Annotated in this window: 19 protein-coding genes; 4 read left to right on the top strand and 15 right to left on the bottom strand. The window is 40.8% G+C overall.

Annotated features, from left to right (window positions below):
• Positions 1-159: 159 nt before the first annotated feature.
• From RIB54_RS14880 to RIB54_RS14835, 10 genes are all read right to left on the bottom strand, one after another.
• Positions 160-4,899, bottom strand: coding sequence for an efflux RND transporter permease subunit (locus RIB54_RS14880; protein ID WP_350101634.1), 4,740 nt, complete (start codon positions 4,897-4,899; stop codon positions 160-162).
• Positions 4,892-8,053: an efflux RND transporter permease subunit gene (locus RIB54_RS14875; protein ID WP_350101632.1), complete on the bottom strand. Its 3,162-nt coding sequence runs from the start codon at positions 8,051-8,053 to the stop codon at positions 4,892-4,894. The genes RIB54_RS14880 and RIB54_RS14875 overlap by 8 nt, the downstream gene beginning before the upstream one ends.
• A gap of 154 nt (positions 8,054-8,207) precedes the next feature.
• On the bottom strand, positions 8,208-9,416 hold the full coding sequence (locus tag RIB54_RS14870; RefSeq protein WP_350101631.1) for an efflux RND transporter periplasmic adaptor subunit: 1,209 nt from the start codon (positions 9,414-9,416) through the stop codon (positions 8,208-8,210).
• Between the two features lie 22 nt (positions 9,417-9,438).
• Positions 9,439-10,929 carry a TolC family protein gene (locus tag RIB54_RS14865; protein WP_350101630.1) on the bottom strand — a complete coding sequence of 497 codons (1,491 nt, stop codon included), beginning with the start codon at positions 10,927-10,929 and terminating at the stop codon, positions 9,439-9,441.
• Between the two features lie 30 nt (positions 10,930-10,959).
• Positions 10,960-14,289, bottom strand: a complete 3,330-nt coding sequence (locus RIB54_RS14860) for a golvesin C-terminal-like domain-containing protein (RefSeq protein ID WP_350101629.1) — start codon at positions 14,287-14,289, stop codon at positions 10,960-10,962.
• Positions 14,286-15,176 (bottom strand): ABC transporter ATP-binding protein, encoded by an 891-nt coding sequence (locus RIB54_RS14855; protein WP_350101628.1) that lies wholly within the window; start codon positions 15,174-15,176, stop codon positions 14,286-14,288. Before RIB54_RS14855 ends, RIB54_RS14860 begins: the two co-directional genes overlap by 4 nt.
• Positions 15,177-15,291: 115 nt before the next feature.
• A complete protein-coding gene (locus RIB54_RS14850; protein ID WP_350101627.1) occupies positions 15,292-15,975 on the bottom strand; it encodes a hypothetical protein in 684 nt (227 codons plus the stop codon).
• Positions 15,976-15,980: 5 nt separating this feature from the next.
• Positions 15,981-16,337, bottom strand: coding sequence for a GntR family transcriptional regulator (locus RIB54_RS14845; protein WP_350069349.1), 357 nt, complete (start codon positions 16,335-16,337; stop codon positions 15,981-15,983).
• Position 16,338: 1 nt separating this feature from the next.
• Positions 16,339-17,097 (bottom strand): hypothetical protein, encoded by a 759-nt coding sequence (locus RIB54_RS14840; RefSeq protein ID WP_350101626.1) that lies wholly within the window; start codon positions 17,095-17,097, stop codon positions 16,339-16,341.
• Positions 17,098-17,122: 25 nt separating this feature from the next.
• Positions 17,123-17,953, bottom strand: coding sequence for an ABC transporter ATP-binding protein (locus tag RIB54_RS14835; RefSeq protein ID WP_350101625.1), 831 nt, complete (start codon positions 17,951-17,953; stop codon positions 17,123-17,125).
• 261 nt (positions 17,954-18,214) lie between these two features.
• Here RIB54_RS14835 and RIB54_RS14830 point away from each other — a divergent pair, with 261 nt between their 5' ends.
• From RIB54_RS14830 to RIB54_RS14815, 4 genes are read left to right on the top strand one after another with little or no spacing between them, the layout of a single operon-like run.
• Positions 18,215-19,321, top strand: a complete 1,107-nt coding sequence (locus RIB54_RS14830) for an efflux RND transporter periplasmic adaptor subunit (RefSeq protein ID WP_350101624.1) — start codon at positions 18,215-18,217, stop codon at positions 19,319-19,321.
• A 3-nt stretch (positions 19,322-19,324) separates the two neighbouring features.
• Complete coding sequence (locus tag RIB54_RS14825; protein ID WP_350101623.1) at positions 19,325-20,584, top strand: ABC transporter permease; 1,260 nt, start codon at positions 19,325-19,327, stop codon at positions 20,582-20,584.
• A complete protein-coding gene (locus RIB54_RS14820; RefSeq protein WP_350101622.1) occupies positions 20,584-21,273 on the top strand; it encodes an ABC transporter ATP-binding protein in 690 nt (229 codons plus the stop codon). Before RIB54_RS14825 ends, RIB54_RS14820 begins: the two co-directional genes overlap by 1 nt.
• Positions 21,274-21,300: 27 nt before the next feature.
• The gene (locus RIB54_RS14815; protein WP_350101621.1) at positions 21,301-22,038 is read left to right on the top strand and encodes an SDR family NAD(P)-dependent oxidoreductase; all 738 of its coding nucleotides are present in this window, start codon (positions 21,301-21,303) and stop codon (positions 22,036-22,038) included.
• Between the two features lie 45 nt (positions 22,039-22,083).
• Here the strand turns inward: RIB54_RS14815 and chrA are convergent, their stop codons facing one another.
• The 5 genes from chrA to RIB54_RS14790 form a co-directional block, all read right to left on the bottom strand.
• Positions 22,084-23,400: a chromate efflux transporter gene (chrA, locus tag RIB54_RS14810; protein WP_350101620.1), complete on the bottom strand. Its 1,317-nt coding sequence runs from the start codon at positions 23,398-23,400 to the stop codon at positions 22,084-22,086.
• A gap of 330 nt (positions 23,401-23,730) precedes the next feature.
• Positions 23,731-24,555 carry a helix-turn-helix domain-containing protein gene (locus tag RIB54_RS14805; protein ID WP_350101619.1) on the bottom strand — a complete coding sequence of 275 codons (825 nt, stop codon included), beginning with the start codon at positions 24,553-24,555 and terminating at the stop codon, positions 23,731-23,733.
• 3 nt (positions 24,556-24,558) lie between these two features.
• A complete protein-coding gene (locus RIB54_RS14800; RefSeq protein ID WP_350101618.1) occupies positions 24,559-24,879 on the bottom strand; it encodes a YdeI/OmpD-associated family protein in 321 nt (106 codons plus the stop codon).
• Positions 24,872-25,174 (bottom strand): DUF1801 domain-containing protein, encoded by a 303-nt coding sequence (locus RIB54_RS14795; protein WP_350101617.1) that lies wholly within the window; start codon positions 25,172-25,174, stop codon positions 24,872-24,874. The genes RIB54_RS14800 and RIB54_RS14795 overlap by 8 nt, the downstream gene beginning before the upstream one ends.
• Positions 25,175-25,756: a YdeI/OmpD-associated family protein gene (locus RIB54_RS14790; RefSeq protein WP_350101616.1), complete on the bottom strand. Its 582-nt coding sequence runs from the start codon at positions 25,754-25,756 to the stop codon at positions 25,175-25,177.
• Between the last annotated feature and the right edge of the window lies 1 nt (position 25,757).

The following is a 25,757-nucleotide window of genomic DNA, read 5'->3' as shown; positions in this document are numbered from 1 at the left end:
TTCATAATCTATTCAATTTAGCATCTGTCGCAAAAACCAACATCATTATGAGTCTTTTAGGCCATTATTTGGAATAAAAGATGTGAGCATCTCAAAACTATAAAAGACGATCACCTACTATTAAAGTGCTCATAATGACGTTAACTTGGTTTTTACTGCTTAAACTATTTCTTCAACCTCCGGTTCTAAAACCGGTTTCTTACTTTTACTTTTCATTAACCATAAATACGCATCTTCTAGATTCGCCCGCACTTGCGTGGCATCAGGTCTTGGTTGACCATCAGCCAAACATTTCACCCTGATCTGATCGCCTTCACGCATGTGATGTACAATCAGATAGTTCAGTTTCTCAGTTTCAAACTGATCTGGTGTTAAATGAAACTCCCAAACTTTATTATGTGCCAGCTCAGCCATGGTAGTTGGACTGCCCATGTATTCTATATTACCAGAGATCAATACCGCCAGGTTATTACAGCTGCTGGCAATATCTTCGATAATATGTGTAGAAAATACTACAATACGCTCACGGCTCAGCTCTACCAATAAGTTTCTAAATCTGATACGCTCCAGTGGATCAAGACCTGCTGTAGGCTCATCTACCACCAAGATCTTTGGCAGGTGCAACAGAATCTGTGCAATACCGATCCGCTGCTTCATACCGCCTGAAAACGAGCCGATTTTCTTATTTTGGTGTTCATCCATATGTACAGCTTTTAGCACATACTGCACTCTGTTTTCCCGTTCTTCTTTATTTGTAATTTTTCTTAGTATCGCCTGATAGTCCAGAAACTGATACGGGGTCATATTTTCATAGGTACCAAAGGCCTGGGGCAAATAACCGATCAACCCTTGCAGCTCTTCTCTGTACAAGGTAGTATCATGGCCATTGATCCAGATCTTACCATAACTTTGATCCATAATGCCGCACAGAATACGCATCAAGGTGGTTTTACCAGCACCATTAGGTCCTAGCAGTCCGAACATGCCCTGCTCAATATTAAGGCTTACGCCTTTCAGCGCTTTAAATTGTGCCTGCTTAGGCTTCACAAAAGGAATGGCCAATATTAGTTTATAATACAGCTTTCTGATCTTCTTAAACCGACCTGTAATTTCATTAACATTTACAGGATTAGCCTTCAGCTTGTTGGAAATGCGTACCAAAAACAGCCCTATAAACCATAAAATGATAAGGAATACTCCCAGGCCTTTGGTATTTATATCTGCATAGATATGCATAGAGCTAATGACAGGGAAACCCCAATAGATCAATCGGTAAACAATATTGACCAGTCTGCGCCTTTTCTTCACCAACTGTGTAGCTTCATTATAAATTGATAGCAACAGGGTATGAAGCGAGATCATGAAGAACAACTGCCAGAAGGCCTTATCCAGAAAGAAATAGATAAAATATACCAGAAAGCCAATAAGTGCGCCCTGCCAAATCAGGTTTTGTAATATGGCTTTCACTGAAATAGGTTCTTCACCTCGTTCTTCATACAAATGTTTGTTGCCCTTCCATTCCCTTATCCAGCGCTTATCACGGCCATAAACTTTGGTCAGGTTTTGAATTTCTATGTGCATTACTTCATCAGGAGCCACCATTTTGGCATTTGCTTGCCGCAGTGAACTCATAATAAAGTGTGTGCCTCCTGGAATGAGGATAATGCCTGCAAAAAACCAGATCATCTGCCAGATCATGCCTTCAATCTGTAGATAGATAAAAGCGCTTACCACAATAACCAAGACAATTTGGGTAACTTTAGTTATGGTTTTAAGATTTCTAAACCAGTCCAAAACACTTTCCAGTCCGGCACTCATGGTCGGTATATAGATGAGAGTAAGAATGGTGGCAAATGCCAATCCGCCCATCACCGTAACTGCAAATGGCTGACCAATGCTGACTACATACTCTGCTTCACCCAACGCCAATGGAAGCATGGCCACAATAGTTGTAATTGATGTAATTAATATAGGCCTGATACGTGATATACCACTGGCAATAAGTGCCCGGTATTTATTGTAGCCTTGTCTTCTCAAAATTCGTGAATAATCGATAAGGATAATTCCATTGTTAACCACCACCCCAAGTAAAATCAGAAATCCAATTAACGTATTGGCATTTAATAATGAGTTTCCGGTAAGGGTAAGTCCTAAAAAGGCCCCGATGCCTGCCAAAGGAATAGAAAACATGATGACTATGGGCAGGTACAAAGACTCGAACACAGCAGCCAGGATCATAAAAATGATGACCACCGCAGCGAAGATGAGGAAGTAGAATTCATCATACAGATTATCATCATGAATAACATCCACCACCATCCCTGATGGAATATTGACCCCTGCTACCAGCTGATCAATTTCCACTCTGGAAGCTTCCAATAGTGACTCAGAAGCCAGCACCTCATCGATAAAACTATAGGTAATTTCAATCCGCTTTTCCTGATTGAGTCGGGTAATGGTACTTTCTCCTGAAGAGTAAATAACTGAACCTACATCAGATAACGAGTGACTGCTTCCCGATGCGCTGGTGATAGGCATTTCCCTCAAATCCTTCATTTCCTTGGCAGATTCTTCTACCTGGTTTTTGGTGCGAATAGTGATTTCAAACTCCTCGCCACCACTTACAAAGTTTGACCCTGAAGTAAACGAAGGCTGGAAATCGTTTAGTGCTATGGCCACATTCTGTTGTGTGATGTTATTGGCGCTCATTCGCTTTTGATCAAACAGAATATGGGCTTCAGGTCGATCAGGGCTAATATTTACTGTGCTTCGATCGATAGATTGAAGGCTGCCGACAAAAGTATTGATATCATTGGCAATGGTCTTCATCAGCTCAAAGTCCTGTCCTTTGATGATGATTCTTTCCTGAGCACTTCCGATACCTAACATCCGCTCAAAATCGCTGGAAGCAGAACTTGCAGCTCCGCGTTGTCCACCACCTCTTTGCCTTGGTGGCTCATCCATTGATATCTCCAGGTCTTCGAAATCATCAGCAATGCTGTTAAGCTTATCACGAACATCTTCAACTGAAATAGTATCTAAATCCAGAAAACCTTCCACAAGAGTGATGCCTAGTACAGCATCACCTTCAGACACCTGACTGATCACTTTTTCAACCACAGGTATTTCCATTACCTTTTCCTCGATTTTCCGAGTTCTTATATCAGTCGATTCCAAAGTGGCACCTTGTGGCATAGTCACGAACAGGTTCATTTCAGTGTTTTCAACCTCATTTAAACTGGCAACACTAACAAGCAAACTCAAGCCTATGGTCACGAAGAATAGCACTAGTCCACCAATAACGGTAAATGCTGGCCTTCTAAAGCATGACTTTAAGACCACCATGTAGATTTGGATGATACGCTGGCGGATTGAAGCATTTTTAATCAATGGCGCCTTCTGCTGATCATCTTTACTGATGGCGGTATGTGCCAACATTGGAATTAATACCAGTGCAACTACCAATGAAACCAGTAAAGTGGATATGATGGACACGCCTATGTGCGTTCCTATCAAAGTCACGAGGAAGTTTGATGAGAAGATGAATGGCAAGAATACAGTAACTGTTGTTAGTGTAGCAGCCACTACAGAGCGCATTACCTCTTTGGTGCCATCAACAACAGCATCAGTAATTGGCCTTTTATTGACCACATGGCGATATATGTTTTCAATAACCACTACGCTGTTATCCAGCAGCATACCAATGGCGAGCGCCATACCAATAAGTGTTAAACTATTGATGGTAATATCTGCAGCATAAAAGAAATTGAAAGCCGTGTATACTGAAATAGGAATGGCCAGTGCAATACTCAGAATGAACTTGAGCCTTCTTAGGAATACCCATAATACAAAGATGGCCAGCAACCCGCCAGTAATGGCCAGGTTCTTAATCTGATCAATGTTTTTGGTCATTAGCTCCGCCTGATTGCTTTGCACTACAATCTCGACATCAAGCGCTTCCAAATCCTTGTTAATCGCTTCAATGGTTGCTAATGTTCTATCTGAAAGTGCTATCAGGTTAGCTTGTGTGTCTTTTGACAATCGAATAGAAACAGCATCTTTTCCATTGACTCTGCTTAATGAAGTTTGCTCTTTAACCCCAAAGAATACATCTGCCACATCGCTGAGCAGGAGTGGGCCTTTGTCAGAAACTACCAGGCTCTGAATGTTTTTAATGTCTTTGAGTTCCGCTGTCACATTAACAAATACCCGCTGACCATCCCGCTCTACCTGGCCTGCAAAGGCACTTTTGTTGGAGTTTTGTGACAGCACATTGCTGATGGTATTGGGTGTAATGCCATTGGCTTCGCAAACAGCATCGTTCATAATGATCTCTACGGTCTTTTGACGACCACCAAACACTTCCACACCACCAACACCATCAACATCGTTCAAACGGTCTGTAATGTACTGATCTGTAACATTACGCACACGATCTACACCACCTCCTCCGAGCACCTGCAAATCCATAAAGGTGTTGGTAAATTGCTCGGTATCAATTTTCACAATATTGACGACAAATTCTGGTGTCAGCTGGGATTTAATGGCGCCAACCTTTTGCTCTAATTTCAGATAGGCATATTTGATATTGACACCTTGCTGAAAGGAGATAAAGATCATTCCCTGCCGGCTATCAGCATTGGCTGTTATCTCTTCAACACCTTCTAAAGTGCTGATGACGCTTTCTAAAGGTACAATGGCCTGGCTCTCCATGTATTTAGGATCAACCTCAGAGGTAGCACCAACCTGCACAATCAAAATGGGCAATTCCACATTAGGAAAAAGCTCAACGGGCAACTTGTTATAGGAGATATAACCCATCACCGAAAACCCGATGAAGAGCATCGAGATCAGTACCTTACGCTTAATGATAGTATGTAATAGTCCCTGCTTACCCATGAGAAACTGCAGTTTTTTCAGTTTTGCCACCTCTCAACCATGCAACAATATTTTCAATGCTTTCATAGAAGCAAGGGATAACAATCAAGGTCAGTAAGGTAGATGTTATCAATCCACCAATTACGGCTATGGCCATAGGAGCCCTTAAAGCCGCACTTTCACCAAATCCAAAGGTTAAAGGCAAGAGTGCCAGTATTGTGGTTAAACTCGTCATGATTATCGGTCTGAACCTGCGCTGGCCTGCATCAAGAATCGCTTCCCGCAATGGCATACCGTTGAGTTTGTTTTTATTAATACTATCCACCAAAATGATGGAGTCATTTACTGCAATACCTGTAAGCATGATAATTCCTATAAAGGCCATCATGTTCAGGGGCATTCCTAAAATAAAGAAGGAGAGGAGCGCACCTACACCTGCCAATGGAATGGTTAACAAGATAGTAAAAGGATGCAAGAGCGACTCAAATTGAGAAGCTAAGACCATATAAACCAATAACACAGAAAGGATCAAAGAGAATGTCAGGTTCTCCATAGACTCCTGCCGCTTGATTTCCTGACCAGCCACATCAATTTTGTATTGTGGTGGCACTGATAGTGATGAGAAAGAATCCTCAATTGACTTAACCACCTTATCATAGGCCTTTTCCTGATTGACCCTGGCACCGATAGAAACCATTCTTGTTTGGTTCTTTCGGTAAATAGAATTGGCAGCATATTGAACACTGATATTAGCCACCTCGCCTAATGGAAATTCCCGTGTTCCACTCTTAATGCGCATGTTCCCGAGATCTGCCATGGAGATTTTAGGCACTTTGATCTGAATGTCCTGCATCTCGCCACCTCTTTCGATAGTTCCTGCATTTTTACCTTCCAGCTGATCCTTTATCTGACTGATAATATCATCAATAGATAGGTTGAGCAATCCGGCCCTGTATTTATCAACATCCACCTGAATTTGGGGAACCCCTTCTTCATAATTGGATACCGGCTCATAAACATCCTCATTACTGCCCATGATTAGCATCACCGAGTCTGATAGCGTACTCAATGCCTCAAAATCAGCACCGCTAACTTCTACCACCAATGGCATTTCTTCATCACCCAATACCGCATTTAAAGCACTTTCATCATTAGAGAAAGTAGCTTCAATGCCTGGGATTCCTTCAAAATAGGTGGAGAGCTTCGCAGTTACATTGGCAATATCCATTTCCACATCTTCCCTAAAGATGAGTTTGAGACTGGCCTTATTCTCATCATAAACATTCTCATTCTCAATACCTGACTGGCTTTGCTCAGGGCCAATATGTGAATATACCTTGTCCAACAGCCCATCAAATAATTCTAACAACTGGCTTTCTATCTGGCCTACTGTTGAAGAAGTTCTGGATAGTGGCGTGCCGTTAGTGAGGCTTAAATCTACCGAAATAGCTCTTGTGCCAGACTGAGGCATATATTCACTGCCTATGATGCCGATCAGTTGATAAGCACCAAATACCATGATAAATGAAGCGATGATAAAAGCTATTCTATGTTTCAGTACTCTATCTAAAAGTGCTCTGTAAGCCTTGAATTTTAATGGCTGTACTTCCAGTACTGTTTTATCTTTTCTGAATATTCGGGAGAACAACATGGGTATCACCAGAATAGCCACGACCAATGAAGAGATAAGGGAAAAGGCCACTGTCCATGCCTGATCTCTAAATAACTCGCCAGAAGACCCCTGAAGGTATACGATTGGTAAGAATACAATGATAGTGGTTAGGGTAGAAGCGGTGATTGCTCCACTCACTTCGCTAGTGCCTTGTATCGCTGCATCAACTACACTTAAACCTTCCTCACGCTTTCTAAAGATGCTTTCTACTACCACAATGGCATTATCTACCAGCATTCCAGCGCCTAAGGCAAGCCCTCCTAATGTCATAACATTAAGTGTGAGGCCATTGAAGTACATTAAGTTGAATGTAGCAATGATGGAGATGGGTATGGCAACACTGATAATCAGTGTGGAACCCATTCTTCTCAAGAAAATGAAGAGGACAATCATGGCGAACAATGCACCATAAAGGCCAGACTCTTTAACTTCATCGATAGCACCTTGAATAAAACGGCCTTGGTTTTGGATGATAACAAACTCATAGCCAGGAACAGATTTCTTAAGGTCTTCCAGTACATCAGTCAATTCATTAACTGCATTCACTGTGTTGTACTTGGTTTCTTTGTATATGGACATCCCCAGACTTCTTTTCTGGTTGACACGAACAATGCTGCTCGCTTCTTTGTCCATGATTTTAAGGGTGGCTACTTCTCGCAGTAATACCGGAACCTGATTAGAGGTTGATGATTGATTGTCAGCACTTTGCGTTGTGCTAGCTGTAGTTGTACTGGAATTGGCTGCGGCATTTTGTCTGGTAATGTAACCCACTACCAATTCTTCCAAATCCTCCGGCTTTTCAATAATGCCCAATCCTTTGATCACATACTTTTTACCTAGCTCTTCAATATAGCCTCCAGATACATTACGGTTATAGTTCTCAATTTTAGCTACCAGATCATTTACCGTTAGTCCAAAGGCGGCCAATAGATTAGGGTCTGTTTCCAATACCACCTCTTTCTCCTGATCGCCAGAAAGCCTAACCTCTGCAATGCCAGGCAATCTTATAAGCTCGTTTCTGAAGTTGTTTTCTGCCACTTTGCGCAAGGCTTCCTGATCATCAGAGTTGGGATTGAAAATTCCCAATATCATGATAGGAGTGGCATTGGGATCGAATTGTGAGATTACAAATTCATCAATATCATCATTTAATGAGAAGCTGGACAGTGCTTTTTGAAGATCGAGAAAGGCTTCATCCATGTCTTTGCCCCAGTCATACTGCACCGTTACTCTTCCGTAACCTGTTTGACTTATAGAGCTTACTTCAACCGCCCCATTCTGCCTGATAGCAACAGACTCTATGTCTTCTATAAATTGCTTTTCGACCTCAGAAGGTGGCCTGATGCCTACTTTCAACTCTACGAAGAGTGTAGGGTTCTTTAAGTCCGGAAATAATTCTATACCTAATTTTCCAAAGGAGATGGAGCCTAATAAAATTACGGCCAGCACCATCATGAGGATGGAAATGGGGTAGGATACGGCTAGCGAAACTATCTTTTTCACACTATATTGATTTTGTTGTTATTGTGTTTTCTTTTTGAATTTCTCTTACCGGACTTGTTCCGGCCTGTCTGCCGACTTAGGCAGGCACCTCATATCAATGAGACCCCGGAATACCTTGCCTCTCGGCAGGCAGGAATCCGGGGAGAGTACTTTGCTATTGAATCACACTCACTTTAGACTTATTCCTCAGTGTTTCAAATCCTGTGACTACCAGCCTGTCATTGACTTTAAGCCCGCTCAGCACTTCTATCACATCCATATTTTCAAGTCCGGTAGTGATCTTCTTTTCCGTAGCGATACCATTCTCAACTGTAAAAACTACCTTGCCATCCTGGCGCGAAATAATTGTTTCCTTCGGTATTACAATCGTGCTATCGCGTTTCTCTGAAAGGATTGCTGCCTTAATGAACATACCTGGACGTAACAGTCGCTTGTTATTGTCTATTTGCAGCACACTCTGAAAAGTTCTGGTATCTGCATTAACAATAGGAGAGATCTGGCTTATCCTACCTATAATCGTGTCTTTAGCGATGTTGTAGTTAGTGATCTGCACAAGCTGATTCATGGTGACTTCTGGCAAATGCTTCTCTGGAAGTTTAACATCCATCAACAACTTATTGTATTCCATTACTTTAAACAGATCCATGTTCTGGTCTATCCTTACGCCATCAGTATGGTAGGGCAGCTCTACAATCACCCCATCAAAAGGTGCTCTAACTGCCATTTTAGCCATCTGTATCTCCGCATTTTCATAGGAGTATTTAGCATTCACATACTCAATAGAAGCATTTTTGAGTTCAGTTTGCGTTACACCACCCTTATCATATAAAGACTTTTGCTTGGTGAGGTTGTTTTCAGCAAGCTCGAGGTTTAGCTTTTTACCTTCTAGCTGTAGATTGTTAACAAACTCCTTGTCTTCAATTCTGACAATCACCTGACCAGCCTTTACCATATCACCAAGAGCAAATGGCTTTTTGGTAGCAGGATTAACCTGAAGTTTGTAAAAACCTCCTAATTCGGACTTCATGGTGCCTTCTTTAGAAGAATAAACCGTTCCGGTAGTTTCTATAAACCGGGAAATGCTTTCAGGCTTGATGCTGATCACAGATACTGGAATTTTGATTTCCGTGTCGATATTTGATTCCTCGTTATTGCATCCAATAAATGAAATGGATAACAATAGTGTTAAAGCAAAGAATAGATTCTTTCTTACAGTTATTTTTTTATTATCCGTCATTGCGATCCGCCCTTTGGCGAAGAAGCAATCTTTTCCTCCATTGGGAGACTGCTTCTTCGCTCGTACCTCACTCATCGCAGTGACGAGTGTGTTTTGTGACTTTTGGTTATGTGTTGTCCGTTGCATAATCTATGTATTCTGGGGGTGATTAGTAGTTGCTTTGAGTGATGACAGGTCTTTGATTCTCAAAATCATATAGCGAGAGAATCTTAAGGTTTAGTAATTCTATTTTATAGTTGATCAGGGCATCAGCCAATGCACTCTTCTTTTCTGATAATTGACTTTGAAACCTATTAAGGTCGATACTGGTGAGGTCACCATTTCTGTAGCGCTCTAAGTTCAAATCATAGGTGAGCTCCGCATTTTTAACATTCTGCTGTGCTATTTCTATCTGATTTTCAAGGTTTTGAAGGTTTCTGTATACTTTTCTGATGCCAATAGTGATGTTCCTTTCTTCAACTTCCAGATCCACTTTGTTGATCTCTAAATTGGCATTGGTGGCTTCCATACGGGCCTTGTTTTCGCCCCAATCCCAGATAGGAATACTAAATGAAATGGCTACCCTTGGGTTCATGGTAGGGGACTCGTAAATTTCGGGAGCACGGGCATTATCACCAAAAACCCCTAAGGATAATGAAACAGCTCCTTTGAATTCATTTAGAGCTTTGGTACGCTGTAGTTCAAATTGTGAGCGCTCTATGGCAATGCCCCGCTGCCTAAGCTCCATTCTGTTCTCTAATCCATGAGCAATGGCCTGATTAAGGTCCACTTCCCGAGTGATGAAGTTGATGTCCACCTGTACTTCAACGTCCTGATCCAAATCCATTCCCAATAACAATTTAAAATCATCAGCTGCATTATTTAAAAGCACCTGATTGTTCTCTAATGTTGATTTAGATGTAGAGAGGTTCAACTCCGCTTGGTACAACTCTTCTTGTGCCAACAAGTCGGCATCTACCTTGTTTTTGGTGATCTCATAACTGACCTGTTGGTTCTCATACTCATCCAATGATATATCAAGACTGTTTTGGCGTTGATAAAGAGTGTAGAATGACTGCGTCACGTTCTGCTCAAGCGTAAGCATTTGTAAGGAGTTGCTGATCTCGGCATTTTCCAAATTCAGTTCTAACTCCTTTAACTGAAGCTTATTACGATTGTAGGTAAATATTGGCTGGTCAACCTGAAGGTATAAATTGTTGCTATAGGTTTTGGTTCGGGAGTCCTGAAATTCAGAGTAGTTGTCCCTATAACCCAGTCTGTTTACCAAAGAAACTGTACCATCAGTGGCAGCAATAGGCTGGCTTACGGAGAAGTTGGCAAAGGAGTTATAGTCTTCATTGGTATTCCACTGTGAAAAAAGGTCGTTAAATATTCTTGTTCGGTTATAATCAAATGGTGTTACATCCAAAGCAAACCTCGATTTCATGGCTGCACGCTGCGCATCCAGACTCCTTTGGTTGCTAAAGAGGTTGAGCTTTGATTTTTTAATATCCAGACTACTGCTTTGCGCAATGGTTATGGACTCATCCAGTGTGAGTTTGCGCTGCGCCATGCCATCTGTGGACAGTAGACAATAGCAGCCTATTAATATCACCAGCCTGACCAGTTGGTGATGGTTCGAGAATCCTTTCTGATTCATTTTGATATGTTGTTTTCGACTCATAATATTTTATTGCTTAACCCATTTAATAGCATCTGCATATACCGTTCTCATATCACATTCATCTGTTAATGAGACACTTCCGCCTGTTTTATTGAAGTAATATGATCCCAGGTAGTTCCAGCCCGGCTCTGCATTTGATAAATTGTAGTTTATATTGTCAGTGCCATCACTATGGTTGATAATGTAGTGGTAGCTAAATTGTCCGTTATCACCATCACGGCCATAAAACTCGTTCTGGTTTTTGCCCTTCATGTACACATAAATGTCATAAAAACCTTCTTCCCTGAATTCAGGGGTCCAGGTGGCGGTTTTATCGCCTGTGCCTGACCTCGTGAAATGTGCAGACCTGATAACGCTGCCATAAAAATCTGAACCTGTGGTAGCCAGCCATTTCGAATAGGGGCGGAACCAGCTGCCATGGTATTTTTTCTCTTCAGTACTTCGGCTATCAAGATAAGCTCTTAAATAGGTGGGTTTGATAGGACTGAAGGAGCTAAAGCCCGGATCTTCATTATCGACAATTACCTCATACTGCTTAGTTGATGGTAGCTGATCTATAATCTGCTCACCTTCAAATAATATTCCACCTTCACGTTTGGCCATTGTTCCTATAGACATGGAAATAACAGATGGGATATTTCTGGAAATAATGGTATTTACGGTTATTTCATTAGGCTTCTCATCAAGTACAAAGCCCATGTGCTTAATTTGCCCTTGTTTTATGACAGAAAGTTTGCCAGGAGCTTCCGCTACCATTTCTTCGTTTACCCTGCGCCTGAAATCATCATTTGAATTCTCTCCTGTATTGAATTTAACCTCTACCACACCATCATTATCACCGGAGTTTTTGATATCCATAAGTACCTGATAGCGTTTTCTGTCGCCATCCAGTACTTCATATTTTTGCACATTAAGAACTTCGAATGCGGGCTGCGATTTGTCAAAATAAACCTTCCTGATAATTGGGTCGATGTCCAGATCAAACTGAGTTAGGATGGCCGCCCTGAACCCTTCATAACTTGTTAGCTGGTGCTGGTGTGTGTTCACCCAGTGGTACAGAAAGTCCTTAAACTCGGTTTCTCCAACCTCCTGGCCCAGATACGAAAACAAATACTCACTTTTGAGCGATACAGACTTCTGGATTTTATTAAAACCAGATTCTGTTAGTATTTCTGTTAAGGATGCCTCACGCATCAGTTGATTGCACTCTTCGGTAAAAGAGATTCCATTAAGGTTTCTAGAGTAGTCGGTTTTAACCTGTTTGTCATTCCTTAAATAATTGGCAATACTTCTATTTAATAATTCCCAATCTCGACTCACTATACCTGAGTTAAAGGCATAATAGTTTGGAAATACTGAGTAATCCGGGTTGTCTATATTTCGACCATCAACGACCCAATTTTCTCCTATTTGCTTGGTAAAGACCTTCTTTACGAGGTCATTAAATACATTGGCCTGTTTTTGTTTATCGGTCAGGGTCTGATTTTGTTCACGCGCCTGGCGGTTCATGTCATTTAGCTGCCTTCTAAAATCAAATTGTCTTATTTCACCGCCTTCTTCAGGAAAGAAAACTATCTCTGGTTGGAGATAAGCCTGATGGCTCTCGTAAATTTTGTTGTATGCCGTAAAATGAATTGGTGTTTCCACAAATTGCATTCTCTTAAAAGGGTAGCGCAGTTTCTGGGCATCCTCATACTCGTTGGTAATATCAGTGATCAGATAGCTTAAAGTGTCCGCAAGTTCGGTAAGCTGCGTTTCGAAATAGGTGTTATTAGGGTAGTGATAAACTGCATAATTAATGCTGTCAACTGTAATTTCCTTTTTCACATAGTCTCCCACAACCAATGAGATTTGGGGCAGTTCATGTTCAGGTTTAAAATGATAAGTATTGGCATCTACTGTCACTTCACCCTGCGAGATAGGGGTTAGCCCTTCAGGAGCTGTAACAGAGAACTCAAAATTGATAAAGGCTTGGCGCTGCTTGGTTGTAAACTCACGGCTATAACCAACCTGCGTGTCAGGATACCAGAGTACATCTTTGGTTAGTAGTACATAATCAGGCTGTAGAAATGCATACCTTTTCTTGAGGGAATACATCAGGTAATCGTAAGGTGATTCATATCTTTCCTGTTCCACTTCGAGATGGGCAGCGGCTTCTGTGATGCGCCCATGATATTTTAGCTTAACCTCCAGTTTCTGGCCAGGCGCAATGTCTATTCCTGCATTGGCAGCCACAATCTGGAGATCTCTTTCTACTTCCTGTAATTTTCCATTAACTGTAACTTCATCCACCCTCAAATCAGGGTTGAGCGTAAAGTACAGTTGTTTTAGAGGGTTAGAGGTGTTATTTTGAACTACAAGATTCGAGGTGCTAACAATCTCATTATCAACCAACTCCAGGTCAATTGCATGTGCAACTATATCGGCATTGGGCACATCGGCCCATTTTCCATTAACAGCTATCATATCCTGGCGAAGGGAAATGGTACTATGGCGCATGTTCCAAAGCTTTGTCATAAAAAATGATGCAATGGCCAACAACCCAACCCCAAGTAGTCCGGTGGTGAGTTTGGCCATTCTGTGGCTCGACAGGCGGTCAAGGAAAAAGGCGGTCATGAACAGTAGCGCAATACCAGTAATGAAGTAAAACAGGCGCTGACTCAGTGCGAACTCGAAATCTGCAAAGCCTGTCATTTCCGAACCCAATAATGATAGCCTGAAGGCCATAAAGTCCAGAATGTTGGAAAACTGATCGAAGTAATAGATCAATTGCACACCTGCTATCCCCAATAACAACACAATGGTGATAGGTTGGTTTTTGAGCAGTGTTACCACCAAAAAGGCTATACCTGTAGTAAATACAATACTTGGCACGCTTATCAGCAAAGGGTAAGCAATAAAGGCCAATGGGTTAAAAGTAGTGTAGGGACTTGTAAGGTTAACAATCACCGGAATGCACAGCAATACAAAATTTAGCGTAAAAAACAGCTTGAATAGCGCTAATGCCTTACCCAGCACATAATCCAAATTGGTGATGGCCCGTACAAAGAACACCTCATTGGTGTCTATTTTCTTATCTTTCTTAACGAGTCCGGTAGCCAAAAATATGACCGCTGCCACCTGCGGGATGGCTATCATCACCATTACTGACGCTGGCATTATAAAGCTATTGGAAAGTACAAACCACCTGGGATCATCGGCTTCAGAGAAAACCACAATGCTGAAGAGCGTGACAAAGAACAAACCTGCCAATGCTATAATTCTAAAAAACCAGTTTCTCCAAAGCACCTTGGCTTCGTATTTTGATATGGTAAGTATGTTTTTGATAGAAATCATACCAGTGATATTCCTAATTCATTCTCCATAAAATATACATAAGCATGCTCCAGGTTAGGGTTCGCATTCTTAGCCCTTGGGTGAGGCTGATCATTGGCAATCAGCTGCACTTCCCACTTGCCTTCAGTAGGAATAGTAGATACCACCGGATATTTGGCCTTCAGCTCATTGAACTCTTCATCATCGAGAAGCACCTGCCATACATGTCCGCGTACACGCTCTATCATGCCTTCTGGCGATCCTTTAAAAGCTACCTCACCTTTGTTGAGCATGGCCATATTGTGGCATGTACTGCTTATATCCCCAACAATGTGTGTTGATAGAATGATAGTAACATCCTTTTGGCTTAAGTCGGACAAGATGTTTCTAAACCTGATACGCTCCTCAGGATCAAGACCTGTTGTAGGTTCATCAATCACCAGTAGTTTAGGGTTGCCAATTAAAGCCTGAGCAATGCCCAACCTCCTTTTCATACCACCAGAAAGCTTATTGGCCATTCTTTCCCTTACATCAAGCAGTCCCACCTGATCTAATAACTCATCCACTCTTTTGATGCGCTCCTTTTTCTTTAAGGATGTTGATAGACTGGCTGCATAATCGAGGAACTCCCAGGTTTTAAGCTTTGAGAAAAAAGTGAAATCCTGGGGGAGATAACCTATCAATGGTCTGATCTTCTGGCGATGCTCGTTAATGTCCATGCCATCTATAAGAATAGTGCCGGAGGTGGACTTCTGCACTGTCACCAGAATGCGCATAAAGCTGGATTTTCCTGCTCCATTAGGCCCAAGCAGTCCGAACATACCACTGCCTATTTCAAGGTTGATATTTTTAATAGCCGCAAAACCGTTAGGGTAGACCTTAGAAAGACCTGTGATTTCTATATTCATCGGGCTTTAGGTTGAGAACTGTTAATGAGTTTGAGTTTTGACATTGTTTTCGACTGATTTACTATAGGAAGATTGAAACCTGATTTTGTTACAACCTTCCCATAATTGTTTTGCATTAATTCAAAATGAGCCTGCTGCTTTCGTCTTTTTTAAACCGAACTTCACCTACATTATTTAAGTTGATGTAGGAGTCATTCGAGATTACGCCTTCGGCAAGATTTATCCGGGTCATGATAGAGACCTGGGAATCATCGGCAGTTACTGATAAGGTATCCAAATCCGATTCTGAAACCGTGAAATAGGCACCGCTGCGGGCGTTTAAAATGAGATTGCCAAGTTTGTTTTTATCACCAATTCTTATCCAACCATCTATTTGGGTAATGGATAAAGTGGCCTGGTCCAATTCCCCAATGCTTACACCGCCATGATCAGAGGTTAAACCCACAAAGTTATTCTTTGGCACATAAAAGGTGACCCTGGCCCTTTGGTCTTCTGGCAGGTCAAAACCCTTCATTATCAGTGTATCTCCTGATATTTCATACTTCAGGTATTTCAGCAAGTCACCTTTAATGCTTTTGACTTCAATTTTCGGATCGTTAGAACCTATAATTGACATCTGCGACTTTATATCAGGTAGTACGAGATAGTTGACGCCCACGATCCCTACAGTTTCAATGATCCCATTGTCATCATCAATACGGTTGAGGTCACCTTTTAACCTGACTTCAGTAAAGGCTGCAGTCATATAGAGAAATGCAAACCCAAAAAAACCAATAAGTATTTTATTGCTAAGTTTCATATCTGTTATTTTAAGTTTTCTATATGCTTTTTCAATTCACTGCTGGTGATTCCCAAAAGGGCAGCTTGCCTTAGAAACTCAGGCAAAACCTGGCTGAAAAACTCTTCTTTTTTACCTTCAAGGATTATTTTTTGGGCATCCTGGTTAACGAAATAGCCGATACCCCTTTGATTTTCTATAATGCTCATAGCTTGTAATTCACTGTAGGTTCTCATTATTGTATTAGGATTTACCCCCATTTGGGAGGCCAGCTCACGGACAGACGGAATCTTTTCGCCTGCCGGAAATTCACCACTTACCACTTTATCGGTAATGGTATCTGCTATTTGCAGAAAGATGCTCTTGCCATTCTGAAATTCCATATTATACCTCCCTTTCTTTTAACTTTCTGTAGGCCACAAACAGCATGACAACATTGGCAAACAATGCCACGGAGCCGAAAAACATGAATGCACCTTTATCATCATGAGGAATAAGCCACATGGTGTCATTAGGGTTGTATTTTGCCACACCCATAGGCTCCAGTGCTATGTATATGCATCCAGCGAAAAAAATCATTATAATGGCTACTGAGAACAACGTTTTTACAAGGGGCTGTTTTGAGAACATGGCACCACCTGTAAAAGGCAAAACGAAGCCCAGCATTATTAATGATGAAATTAGTGTTACAAACCAAAAGGCATGTTCCCTTACCTCATGAGGCACCTCAAAATCCAATACCTGTCCAAACCCGATGGGTCTGAAACTGAATTCCGTAAACAGGTCAAAAAAGTATCCCTGCAAGTGAAAAGTGATCCAGAACAAAACAGGAAGAAGTATAAAGGTTACAGCTAGTCGACTGACCAATTCGAATAAGAACTTCTCCAATACCGAAGCAGGCACCATAAGGAAGTTAATAGTGCTTTCTTTTGATCTTAAAGCAGGAAAGGAGTAACCGGCATAAAGAATGCCGAACACTATAACAAACCCAATCAGGAATCCCCTGAACATTTCCACGTCATGAGGCACACGATCCTGACCCATTTGCACAATGGTGAGTAAGATGAAAATAACACCCACATACGCCACTGACGAATACATCAATAGCTTGTTGTTATGGATAAAATACTGTTTAAACAGCATTCCAAACCTTTTTAAATTGAATGTATTACTGGACATATTCTTTCAGTTTTTCGTTATCCGCAGATATCGCGTTAAACAATAATTCAATATCGACAGAAGAGTTGCCATTGACCTGTGGTGTGATCACCCTGTACCCACCTGGCACCATCTCGCTGTACAATATGTTTTCACCCTCTGTAGAAGAGGTAGTGGTGAAATTCAGCTGCGAAGAAATATCAAAAAGATCCTTCTGCATGATGAATTTGCCTTTCTCCAACATCAAAATCCTGTCGATGAGGTTTTCCACATCCTTGACCTGATGGGTGGAAATGATAACCAGCTGATCTTCATCCAATGACCCGGCCAGTACTCTTCTGAAAATGGATTTTGAAGGGATGTCCAAGCCATTGGTAGGCTCGTCAAGCACCAGAATACGGCACTTGGTGGCCAGTGCAAAAGATATCAGAAACTTCTTCTTTTGACCATAAGAGAGTTTCTGAAGGCTTTTGGTTTCTGGCAGTTCGAAGTCTTTGATCAGTCGCTGCAGCAGCTCCAAATCAAAGCGGGGATAAAAGCCCGAGTTGGCCTTTACAAAGTTGTTAATGGAAATACCTGGGATATCGAATTCTTCAGATACAAAAAAGATATCCTGAAGGAGAGATGGCTGGCGTTTAGCTGGCTCGTGGCCAATAACATCAACAAAACCTTCAGTAGGTGACAACAGCCCGATCATAAGCTTGAGCAGTGTGGTCTTGCCAGCACCATTCTTGCCTAAGAGGCCTACTATGCTACCAGCATTCAGCTCACAGTCCAACTCGTTGAATAAAGGCTGCTGCTTTTTAGCATAAGTGAAATTGAGATTTTTTATGTTAATCATTGTTACTGATTTAGTGTACTACTTAACTAATACAGTACAATGGTAAAAAATGTTTTTTAGAAATGCAAGGGGTGGGGAGGGATTGAAAAAAATAAAATCGATTTGAACCTAACCACCATAATTGGAGACTCTTATGTGTTACATCAAAGTGATTTAAACAATTCTTGACTTTAATCATCCATCAATATGACCTATAGAAGTTACTCAATTGATTCAGATTCTCGATATTAGTGTTATATGTTATTTACCTCAAAGACCATCATGTCTGCTATTCTGCCCTCAAAATCAAAAAATATTTCGGCTACAGTATTAATCATCATTTTAGCATTATCTGGCTGCGGGCAAAAGGAAGACACGACAAAACCTCAAATCCAACCCATTACAGAGTCTGTTTATGCCTCGGTAAATATTGAGCCTGACCAACTTTATGAAGTACATCCAGTAGTAAGTGGTATCATTTCTGAAGTTTATGTAAAAGAGGGGGATAGGATTAAAAACAATCAAGCGGTGGCTCAAATTTCCAACACATCTTCAAAACTGAATGCAGACAATGCGAGATTGGCCCTAAAACTGGCAGAAGATAACCTGTCAGGCCCTGGTTCAGTGTTGAAAACATTAAAGGACAGAATTCAAACGGCACAAATTACTCATCGTCAGGATTCAACTGACTATAAGCGTCAAAAGCGATTATGGGATCAGAATATTGGCACAGCACTTCAGTATGAACAACGGAAGCTGGCCTACGAAGTATCCAAGCAAACACTGCAGTCTTTGTATAAAGAATATGAAAGGACGGAAACAGAATTAAAAGCCATGGTCAATCAGGCGGAGAACAATTATGAAAATGCGCTGCATGGCAAGAATGACTTTACTATCACCAGTAGAATGGAAGGCAGGGTTTATAGTGTATTTAAAGAACCAGGTGAGCTCATTAGTCCGCAGGAACCCTTGGCTACTATTGGTAAAAGCGATGCATTTATCATTAAAATGCAGGTAGATGAAGTAGACATCATCAAAGTCAAAACCGGGCAAAAGGTAATTTTAAAATTGGATGCGTTTGAAGGTCAGACTTTTGATGCATCAGTCACCAGAATTTTGCCCCAAAAGAATACCCGCACACAAACCTTTATGATAGAAGCTGATTTTGTAAGTCCGCCAAACAACCTGTACTCAGGGCTGTCAGGTGAGGCCAATATTGTAGTAAGTCAAAAAAGTAATGCATTGGTCATTCCAAGAAGGTTTTTGCAAGAGGGAAACCTTGTTAAAACCGATGACGACCAGATACAGGTTGAAGTTGGAGTAATGAGCATGGAATATGCTGAAATTACTTCAGGAATAGATTCCACCACAGTTATCTATCTGCCTTAAGTCATGAATTGGACTATAATTTTATCGATTTCTAAAACTCACTTGCTGTCCCGGCTAAAGCAATCGGGTACCGCAGCGCTGGGGGTGACTTTTGGTATTGGCACGTTCATCATTTTAGTCAGTTTTATGACCGGATTGAACGGTCTGCTGGATGGGCTTATTCTTAACAGAACCCCACATATCCATATTTATAATGAAATAAAGCCCAGTGAAAAGCAGCCCATAGATTATGCTTCTGAGTTTAGTAATTCGTTGAACATAGTGCATTCCATCAAACCAAAATTCAGCCAGGAGAGAATTCATGATGCGGTGCCACTGATGAATCACCTCAAAAGTGATGAGCGAGTAAGAGGAGTGACTCCACTGGTAAGGGCTCAAGCATTCTACTCGGCAGGGTCGCTGCAAATTAATGGCATTTTAAATGGTGTAGATATTCTGGAAGAATCCCGTCTTTTCAAGCTTGATGATTATATTTTTGAAGGTGATACACAGGCTTTAAAGCGCACATCAAATGGCATATTGATGGGCATTGGTGTAGCAAAAAAGCTATCATTGAAAATCGGGGACAACGTTCAAATTATATCAAGCAAAGGAGATATCTTTCAATTGAAATTGGTGGGCTTCTATCAAAGTGGTTTGGCTGAAATTGACAATGCTCAAAGCTATATCAACCTAAAAACAGCGCAACAAGTCCTTGGCGAAGGCCAGAACTACATTACCGATATCAATGTAAAACTGCATCAATTAGATGATGCCGTGCCCATGGCTCAGGAAATTGAACACAATTTCAACCTTACTGCCATTGATATCAAAGAGGCTAATGCGCAATTTGAGACAGGCACTTCCATCAGAAATATTATCACCTATGCAGTTTCAATAACACTTCTGATAGTGGCGGGATTTGGCATATATAACATCCTGAATATGCTTATCTATGAGAAAATGAATGATATTGCCATTCTCAAGGCCACTGGTTTTTCCGGAAGGGATGTGAAATATATCTTTATTTCCCAAGCCATGCTTATTGGGCTGGCAGGTGGGGTCTTAGGCCTTGCTTTTGGTTATGGGGTTTCCGTTTTAATCGATCATACCCCTTTCGAAACTGAGGCATTACCAACCGTTAAAACCTTTCCTGTCAACTGGAATCCTATATATTACTTTATAGGAATTGCCTTTGCTTTGGTCTCCACTTTTTTGGCGGGTTACCTTCCTGCCAGAAGGGCTGAACATATTGATCCTGTAGAAATTATCCGTGGCCAGTGATGAAGAGCGACAGAGACATAATACTGAAAGCTGAAGGAGTCAATAAGTACTTTACCGATCCGGTGAAATTCCATGTTTTGAAGGACATTTCTCTTGAAATAAAAAAAGGTGAATTTGTATCTATAATGGGTAAATCGGGATGCGGAAAGTCTACTTTACTCTATATTTTATCTACTATGGATACTGATTATACCGGTAATCTTTATTTGAAGGACCAACTGTTAATGGGACAACCTGCAGATGAATTAGCCCGAATAAGAAATGAACATATCGGCTTTATTTTTCAATTTCATTACCTATTACCTGAGTTTACCATCCTCCAAAATGTGATGTTGCCTGCACTAAAACTGGGTAAAAAGACAAAAGTCGATATAGAGAAAGATGCGAAGGAAAAACTTGAATTGCTGGACATTGCCGAACAGGCGCATAAACTGGCTTCCAGGGTGTCAGGAGGACAAAAGCAGCGCGTAGCCATTGCGAGAGCCTTGATCAATAGCCCTGATATTATTATGGCCGATGAACCTACGGGAAACCTGGACAGTAAAAATTCTGACAATGTCTTTAATATTTTGAGGGAACTCAGCCACAGTGAGAAATTATCTCTCTTAGTGGTTACTCATGATGAGGATTTTGCTAAAAGAACGGATAGGGTTATTACTATGGAGGATGGAAGGATCATTTCTGATTAAAAGAATGATTTCAGTATATTTAAATTGATGGCAAGAATTTTTATTACCGGATCGGCAGATGGATTAGGTCAATTGGCCGCTAAACAATTAGTCAATGAAGGTCATGAAGTGGTATTACATGCCCGAAACGATGCAAGAGGAAAGGAAGCACTAGCAGCTGTTCTGGGTGCTCATTCGGTATTGACAGGTGATTTATCCAGTATTGAAGACACAAAACAACTGGCTGATAAAGTGAATCAACTTGGGACTTTTGATGCTGTAATTCACAATGCAGGTGTTTATCAAGCTTCTGGTGATTTGATAGTAAAGGTGAATACGTTAGCTCCATACATACTGACTTGTCTGGTCAAGCCCCCCAAACGGCTGGTTTATATGAGTTCTAGCATGCATACAGGCGGGCAACCAAAACTGGATTTATTAGCTACTGATTTCAGTAAAATAAGCTATTCAGACTCTAAGCTTCATGATTTGATCCTGGCTAAAGCGGTAGCCCGCTTTTGGCCTGATGTATATTCCAATGCCGTTGACCCTGGTTGGGTGCCCACCAAAATGGGAGGTGCAGGGGCTACCGATAATTTGCAAAAAGGATATGAAACACAAACCTGGCTTGCGGTTAGTGATGATACTGATGCTAAGGTAAGTGGCAGTTATTTCTATCACCAAAAAGCAAGGCCATATCATGATTTGGCTGATGATATTAATGTGCAGGATGAATTTCTTAAAATTTGTGAGCAGCTAACGGGAGTAAAATTTCATATACTGTAATTATGCACGCAGCCTTAGCCTCTTGATGTTTAGATTTCCTCATGATTAAAAAAATTGAGGTATTAAATAGTAAGCAAGGCCAAACAATGCGCTAACAACTATCCAGGCTATCATGTTAATTTTAAAGCGATACATAGCTATGAACGACACTACAATCCAGCCAAGGGTAATAAAATCTATAGAAGCGAGTGCCACTTCTTTTGGAAATATTACAGCCTTTCCAAGATAAATGGTAAGGTTAAGAATAACACCGACCACAGCAGCTGTAACCAGGGTAAGTGCCTGTTTGATTTTTATATTTTCCCGTGTTTTTTCAATTATAGGTGCACCTGCAAAAATGAAAAGGAAACATGGCACAAAAGTAAAAAATGTAGTGGTTATTAGTCCGAGGGAACCCATGAGAAGAGAGCCTCCATAATGATTATAGCCCGCCATAAAACCTACAAAAACTAAAACCATAACAAGAGGGCCAGGTGTTGTTTCCCCTAGTGCCAATCCGTCAATCATCTGCAACTCAGTAAGCCAATTTAATTTTTCAACACTTACCTGCGCCACATAAGGCAGTACTGCATATGCACCTCCAAATGTGATAAAGGCAGCCTTTGTAAAAAAGAGCGACAATTCCTTCCAAAAGCTAAAATCAATTGTGGATAGGTAGAACAAAGCAAATGGCACTACCCAAATTATGAAGGTGATCAATATCTGTTTAAACAACTTTGTTGCCCTAAAACCTGAGTTGGGTAAAAAATGACTTCTATTGATATAGTATTGTTCTTCATCCTTTGCGAGCTGTTCGCGGGCAGCAGCAGTTTGTGTGAATAGTTGAGGGAATATTTTGCGTAAAATAAAGGCTAAAAATAGTGATCCTATGATGATATAAGGAAAGGCAATATTGAAAAAAAACATGCAGACAAATGCAGCCCCTGCCAACAAGAAATGGAATGTAGAGTGAAGGGACTTTCTGCCAATTTTGATCAAAGCCAATATAACAATTGCCATAACGGCTGGTTTCAACCCATCAAACATGGCATATACCCACGGAATATTTCCATACATAGCATATAAGGCTGTAAGCGCCAATAGAATAAACATGGAAGGCAATACAAAGAAGATGCCCGCCACGAGCCCGCCTTTGGTACCATGTAAAAGCCAGCCCGTATAAGTTGCGAGCTGTTGAGCCTCAGGTCCGGGAAGTATCATGGTATAATTCAATGCATGAAGAAAGCGACTTTCAGAAATCCACTTTTTTCGTTCCACCAAAAACTCATGCATAATCGCAATCTGACCTGCCGGACCGCCAAAACTGATGAACCCAAGTTTTATCCAAAATTTTACAGCTTCTTTAAATGAAGGTTTTTCCATAGTTAGTGTAATCAAAAAGGTATTTTGAGAATCCTAAAGTAGCCTATGAATGAATCAAACAATGGTATATTTGAAAATAGTATGGTCTTAACCTGAACTTAATTAATAAAAACGGGCGTCATGCCTGCCCTCCGTACAACTTCGGGAGGCGGGCCGGAAAATAAAGGTTTACATTTTAAAAACCTTTATTTATCCGGTATCTCGATAATATTTACATGAGATTACGGACAATTTTCTTCATTTTGGAAAAAGGAATGAATCCCGAAAATTATCGGGACGCAATGACGATCTAGATGTATTTTCTACCAATTATTAATCGAACTCAGGTTCTTAAGTTATCTTTTGCCTAAAAGATTGAGGAGTGCAGTTGGCATGTCGTTTAAAGAACTTAATAAAATGTGAAGGGTCTTTAAACTCCAACTCATAGGCTATTTTAGAAACTGGTAGTGAGGTATATTCCAACAGTCGTTTGGCTTCATTTATGATGAATGTGGCGATGATCTGAGAAGCTGACTGTCCGGTCTGGGTTCTGCAAATAGCATTTAAATTTTGAGGGCTTGTATTGAGCATTTCTGCATAGTAGGCTACATTATTTTTGATAGTTTCTGAAGTGGAAAGCAGTTCATGAAATGCATGAAAGGTGTCATGACGATTTAGCTCACTTTTTTCTTTAGTCCTCGGAAAAGAAAGAATCTTAGCAAACAATGATTTCAGAAGTCCTTCAATCATAGGCCTTTTGTAATGATTGGCTGCTTTAAGCTCTATAGAGAGTAGCTTTAAAATTGAATCAACAGTCTCATAATCTGGAATTTGAATGCTGCATAGTGAAGACAATTTGGTAAGTAACTGACTTAATTCCCCATCGGTACTTTGATCCAAAAAATCTCTTTTAAGCATCAAAACGTAACCTTCTGGTTCGCTGGTAAGATTCCAGTAATGCAACTGCTCTCTTCGAATAAAAAATAAAATTGGAGGCATAACTTCAAAAGTTTGGTAGTCGATGCTGTGCCAACCTGATCCCTTAGACAGGAAAATGATCTCGAAGTAGTTTTTGTGCTTGTGGGGTTCGGTCTTTCGTATGTGCTTTCTAAACTCCTCTGCTTTTACTAACTCAGCCGGGGTCGATTTATCCTTTATTTCTAAACTCAATTTCATTTGCTAGTTATCAAAAAAACCTTTGCCTTCCATAATTTTAGCAATACATTTTTCTATTCTGGACGTTCTGGTTGCTGATTGCTTGGGCTGGGAGAAATGTATGATATAACCTCTCTTACGCCCAGGAGTTAATGCTTCAAAAGCTTCACTTAAAGCAGGGAAGGAGCTGAACATTTGCTTTAACTCCTCCGGGTAATCAAGTTCATCTTTTTGTCTAAAATCAACTTTTAACCCTGCCTTTTCTACTTCAATGGCCTCATAAATATAGGCTTTGATAAGATCTTCTATTTCCTCTATTTGCTTAACGCTGGTAAACTTAAACAACCTGGCTATTTTCTCCAGGTTTAACCAATATACCTTCTGCGTCTTTTAATAACGCACCCTTAAAAAAGCTTAGCGAACTGTAATCTTTAAAGGCACTTATTACTGCGACATTGGCATTTTTATATGTATAACAAGGCACTCCCCATTTCAATTCTTCAGTCAGACCACAATCCAGGACTATATGCCTCAAATAACGGAGTTCTTTAGGCCAGTTATGGACTTTGCATTCAGGAGTGCCACCAAGGGGACAACGTCCGCAGCCTTCTGCTAAATAAGTATCAATTTGTGGGTTCATTTATTGTTCATTCCAGCCTTTGCCTTCAAATATAAGTGGTATGCATTTCTCAATTCTCGATTCCCTTGTTTTAGATTGTTTTGGCTGAGAAAAGTGCAGAAGGTAACCACGCTGTCTGCCAGGTGTCAAAGCTTCAAAAGCGACTTTAAGATCAGGTTTTTTGTCCAATATTTTTTGAAATTCTTCAGGGATATTGAATTCGGCTGTTTTCTTATAGGTCACTTCAAGCCCTGCTTTTTCAACTTCAATGGCTTCGTAGATATAGCTTTTGATTACTGCCTCTGAGTTGACAATTTCCTGTAGATCTGTAAATCTCATTTGCCGCGCTGACTGTACATTTTCTGTCTGCTGAATCAGTATTCCTTCAGCATCTTTTAACAAAGCGCCTTTGTGAAATAGGAGGGCGCAATACTCTTTAAAGCCATGGATAAGTACAACATTGGATTTATTCTCGGTATAACACGGGCAACCCCATTTCAGCTCTTCAGTAAGCCCCGTATCAAGTAATATGTTTCTCAATTTCTTGTAGCACGACTGCCACTGGGAGTCTTTATTAAAAAAGAAATCAACTTTAGGATTCATT

The organism is Fulvivirga sp. (assembly GCF_040218215.1).
Taxonomy (GTDB): Bacteria; Bacteroidota; Bacteroidia; order Cytophagales; family Cyclobacteriaceae; genus Fulvivirga.
The sequence above is the reverse complement of the archived record's forward strand: the minus strand, read 5'-3'. Positions and strand labels throughout refer to the sequence as shown.

What these genes read in the sequence shown, in the direction of transcription:
- RIB54_RS14880 (WP_350101634.1), bottom strand. Translation starts at nt 4,899, where the DNA reads ATGGGTAAGCAGGGACTATTACATACTATCATTAAGCGTAAGGTACTG.
- RIB54_RS14870 (WP_350101631.1), bottom strand. Translation starts at nt 9,416, where the DNA reads ATGCAACGGACAACACATAACCAAAAGTCACAAAACACACTCGTCACT.
- RIB54_RS14865 (WP_350101630.1), bottom strand. Translation starts at nt 10,929, where the DNA reads ATGAATCAGAAAGGATTCTCGAACCATCACCAACTGGTCAGGCTGGTG.
- RIB54_RS14860 (WP_350101629.1), bottom strand. Translation starts at nt 14,289, where the DNA reads ATGATTTCTATCAAAAACATACTTACCATATCAAAATACGAAGCCAAG.
- RIB54_RS14855 (WP_350101628.1), bottom strand. Translation starts at nt 15,176, where the DNA reads ATGAATATAGAAATCACAGGTCTTTCTAAGGTCTACCCTAACGGTTTT.
- RIB54_RS14850 (WP_350101627.1), bottom strand. Translation starts at nt 15,975, where the DNA reads ATGAAACTTAGCAATAAAATACTTATTGGTTTTTTTGGGTTTGCATTT.
- RIB54_RS14845 (WP_350069349.1), bottom strand. Translation starts at nt 16,337, where the DNA reads ATGGAATTTCAGAATGGCAAGAGCATCTTTCTGCAAATAGCAGATACC.
- RIB54_RS14840 (WP_350101626.1), bottom strand. Translation starts at nt 17,097, where the DNA reads ATGCTGTTTAAACAGTATTTTATCCATAACAACAAGCTATTGATGTAT.
- RIB54_RS14835 (WP_350101625.1), bottom strand. Translation starts at nt 17,953, where the DNA reads ATGATTAACATAAAAAATCTCAATTTCACTTATGCTAAAAAGCAGCAG.
- RIB54_RS14830 (WP_350101624.1), top strand. Translation starts at nt 18,215, where the DNA reads ATGTCTGCTATTCTGCCCTCAAAATCAAAAAATATTTCGGCTACAGTA.
- RIB54_RS14825 (WP_350101623.1), top strand. Translation starts at nt 19,325, where the DNA reads ATGAATTGGACTATAATTTTATCGATTTCTAAAACTCACTTGCTGTCC.
- RIB54_RS14820 (WP_350101622.1), top strand. Translation starts at nt 20,584, where the DNA reads ATGAAGAGCGACAGAGACATAATACTGAAAGCTGAAGGAGTCAATAAG.
- RIB54_RS14815 (WP_350101621.1), top strand. Translation starts at nt 21,301, where the DNA reads ATGGCAAGAATTTTTATTACCGGATCGGCAGATGGATTAGGTCAATTG.
- chrA (WP_350101620.1), bottom strand. Translation starts at nt 23,400, where the DNA reads ATGGAAAAACCTTCATTTAAAGAAGCTGTAAAATTTTGGATAAAACTT.
- RIB54_RS14805 (WP_350101619.1), bottom strand. Translation starts at nt 24,555, where the DNA reads ATGAAATTGAGTTTAGAAATAAAGGATAAATCGACCCCGGCTGAGTTA.
- RIB54_RS14795 (WP_350101617.1), bottom strand. Translation starts at nt 25,174, where the DNA reads ATGAACCCACAAATTGATACTTATTTAGCAGAAGGCTGCGGACGTTGT.
- RIB54_RS14790 (WP_350101616.1), bottom strand. Translation starts at nt 25,756, where the DNA reads ATGAATCCTAAAGTTGATTTCTTTTTTAATAAAGACTCCCAGTGGCAG.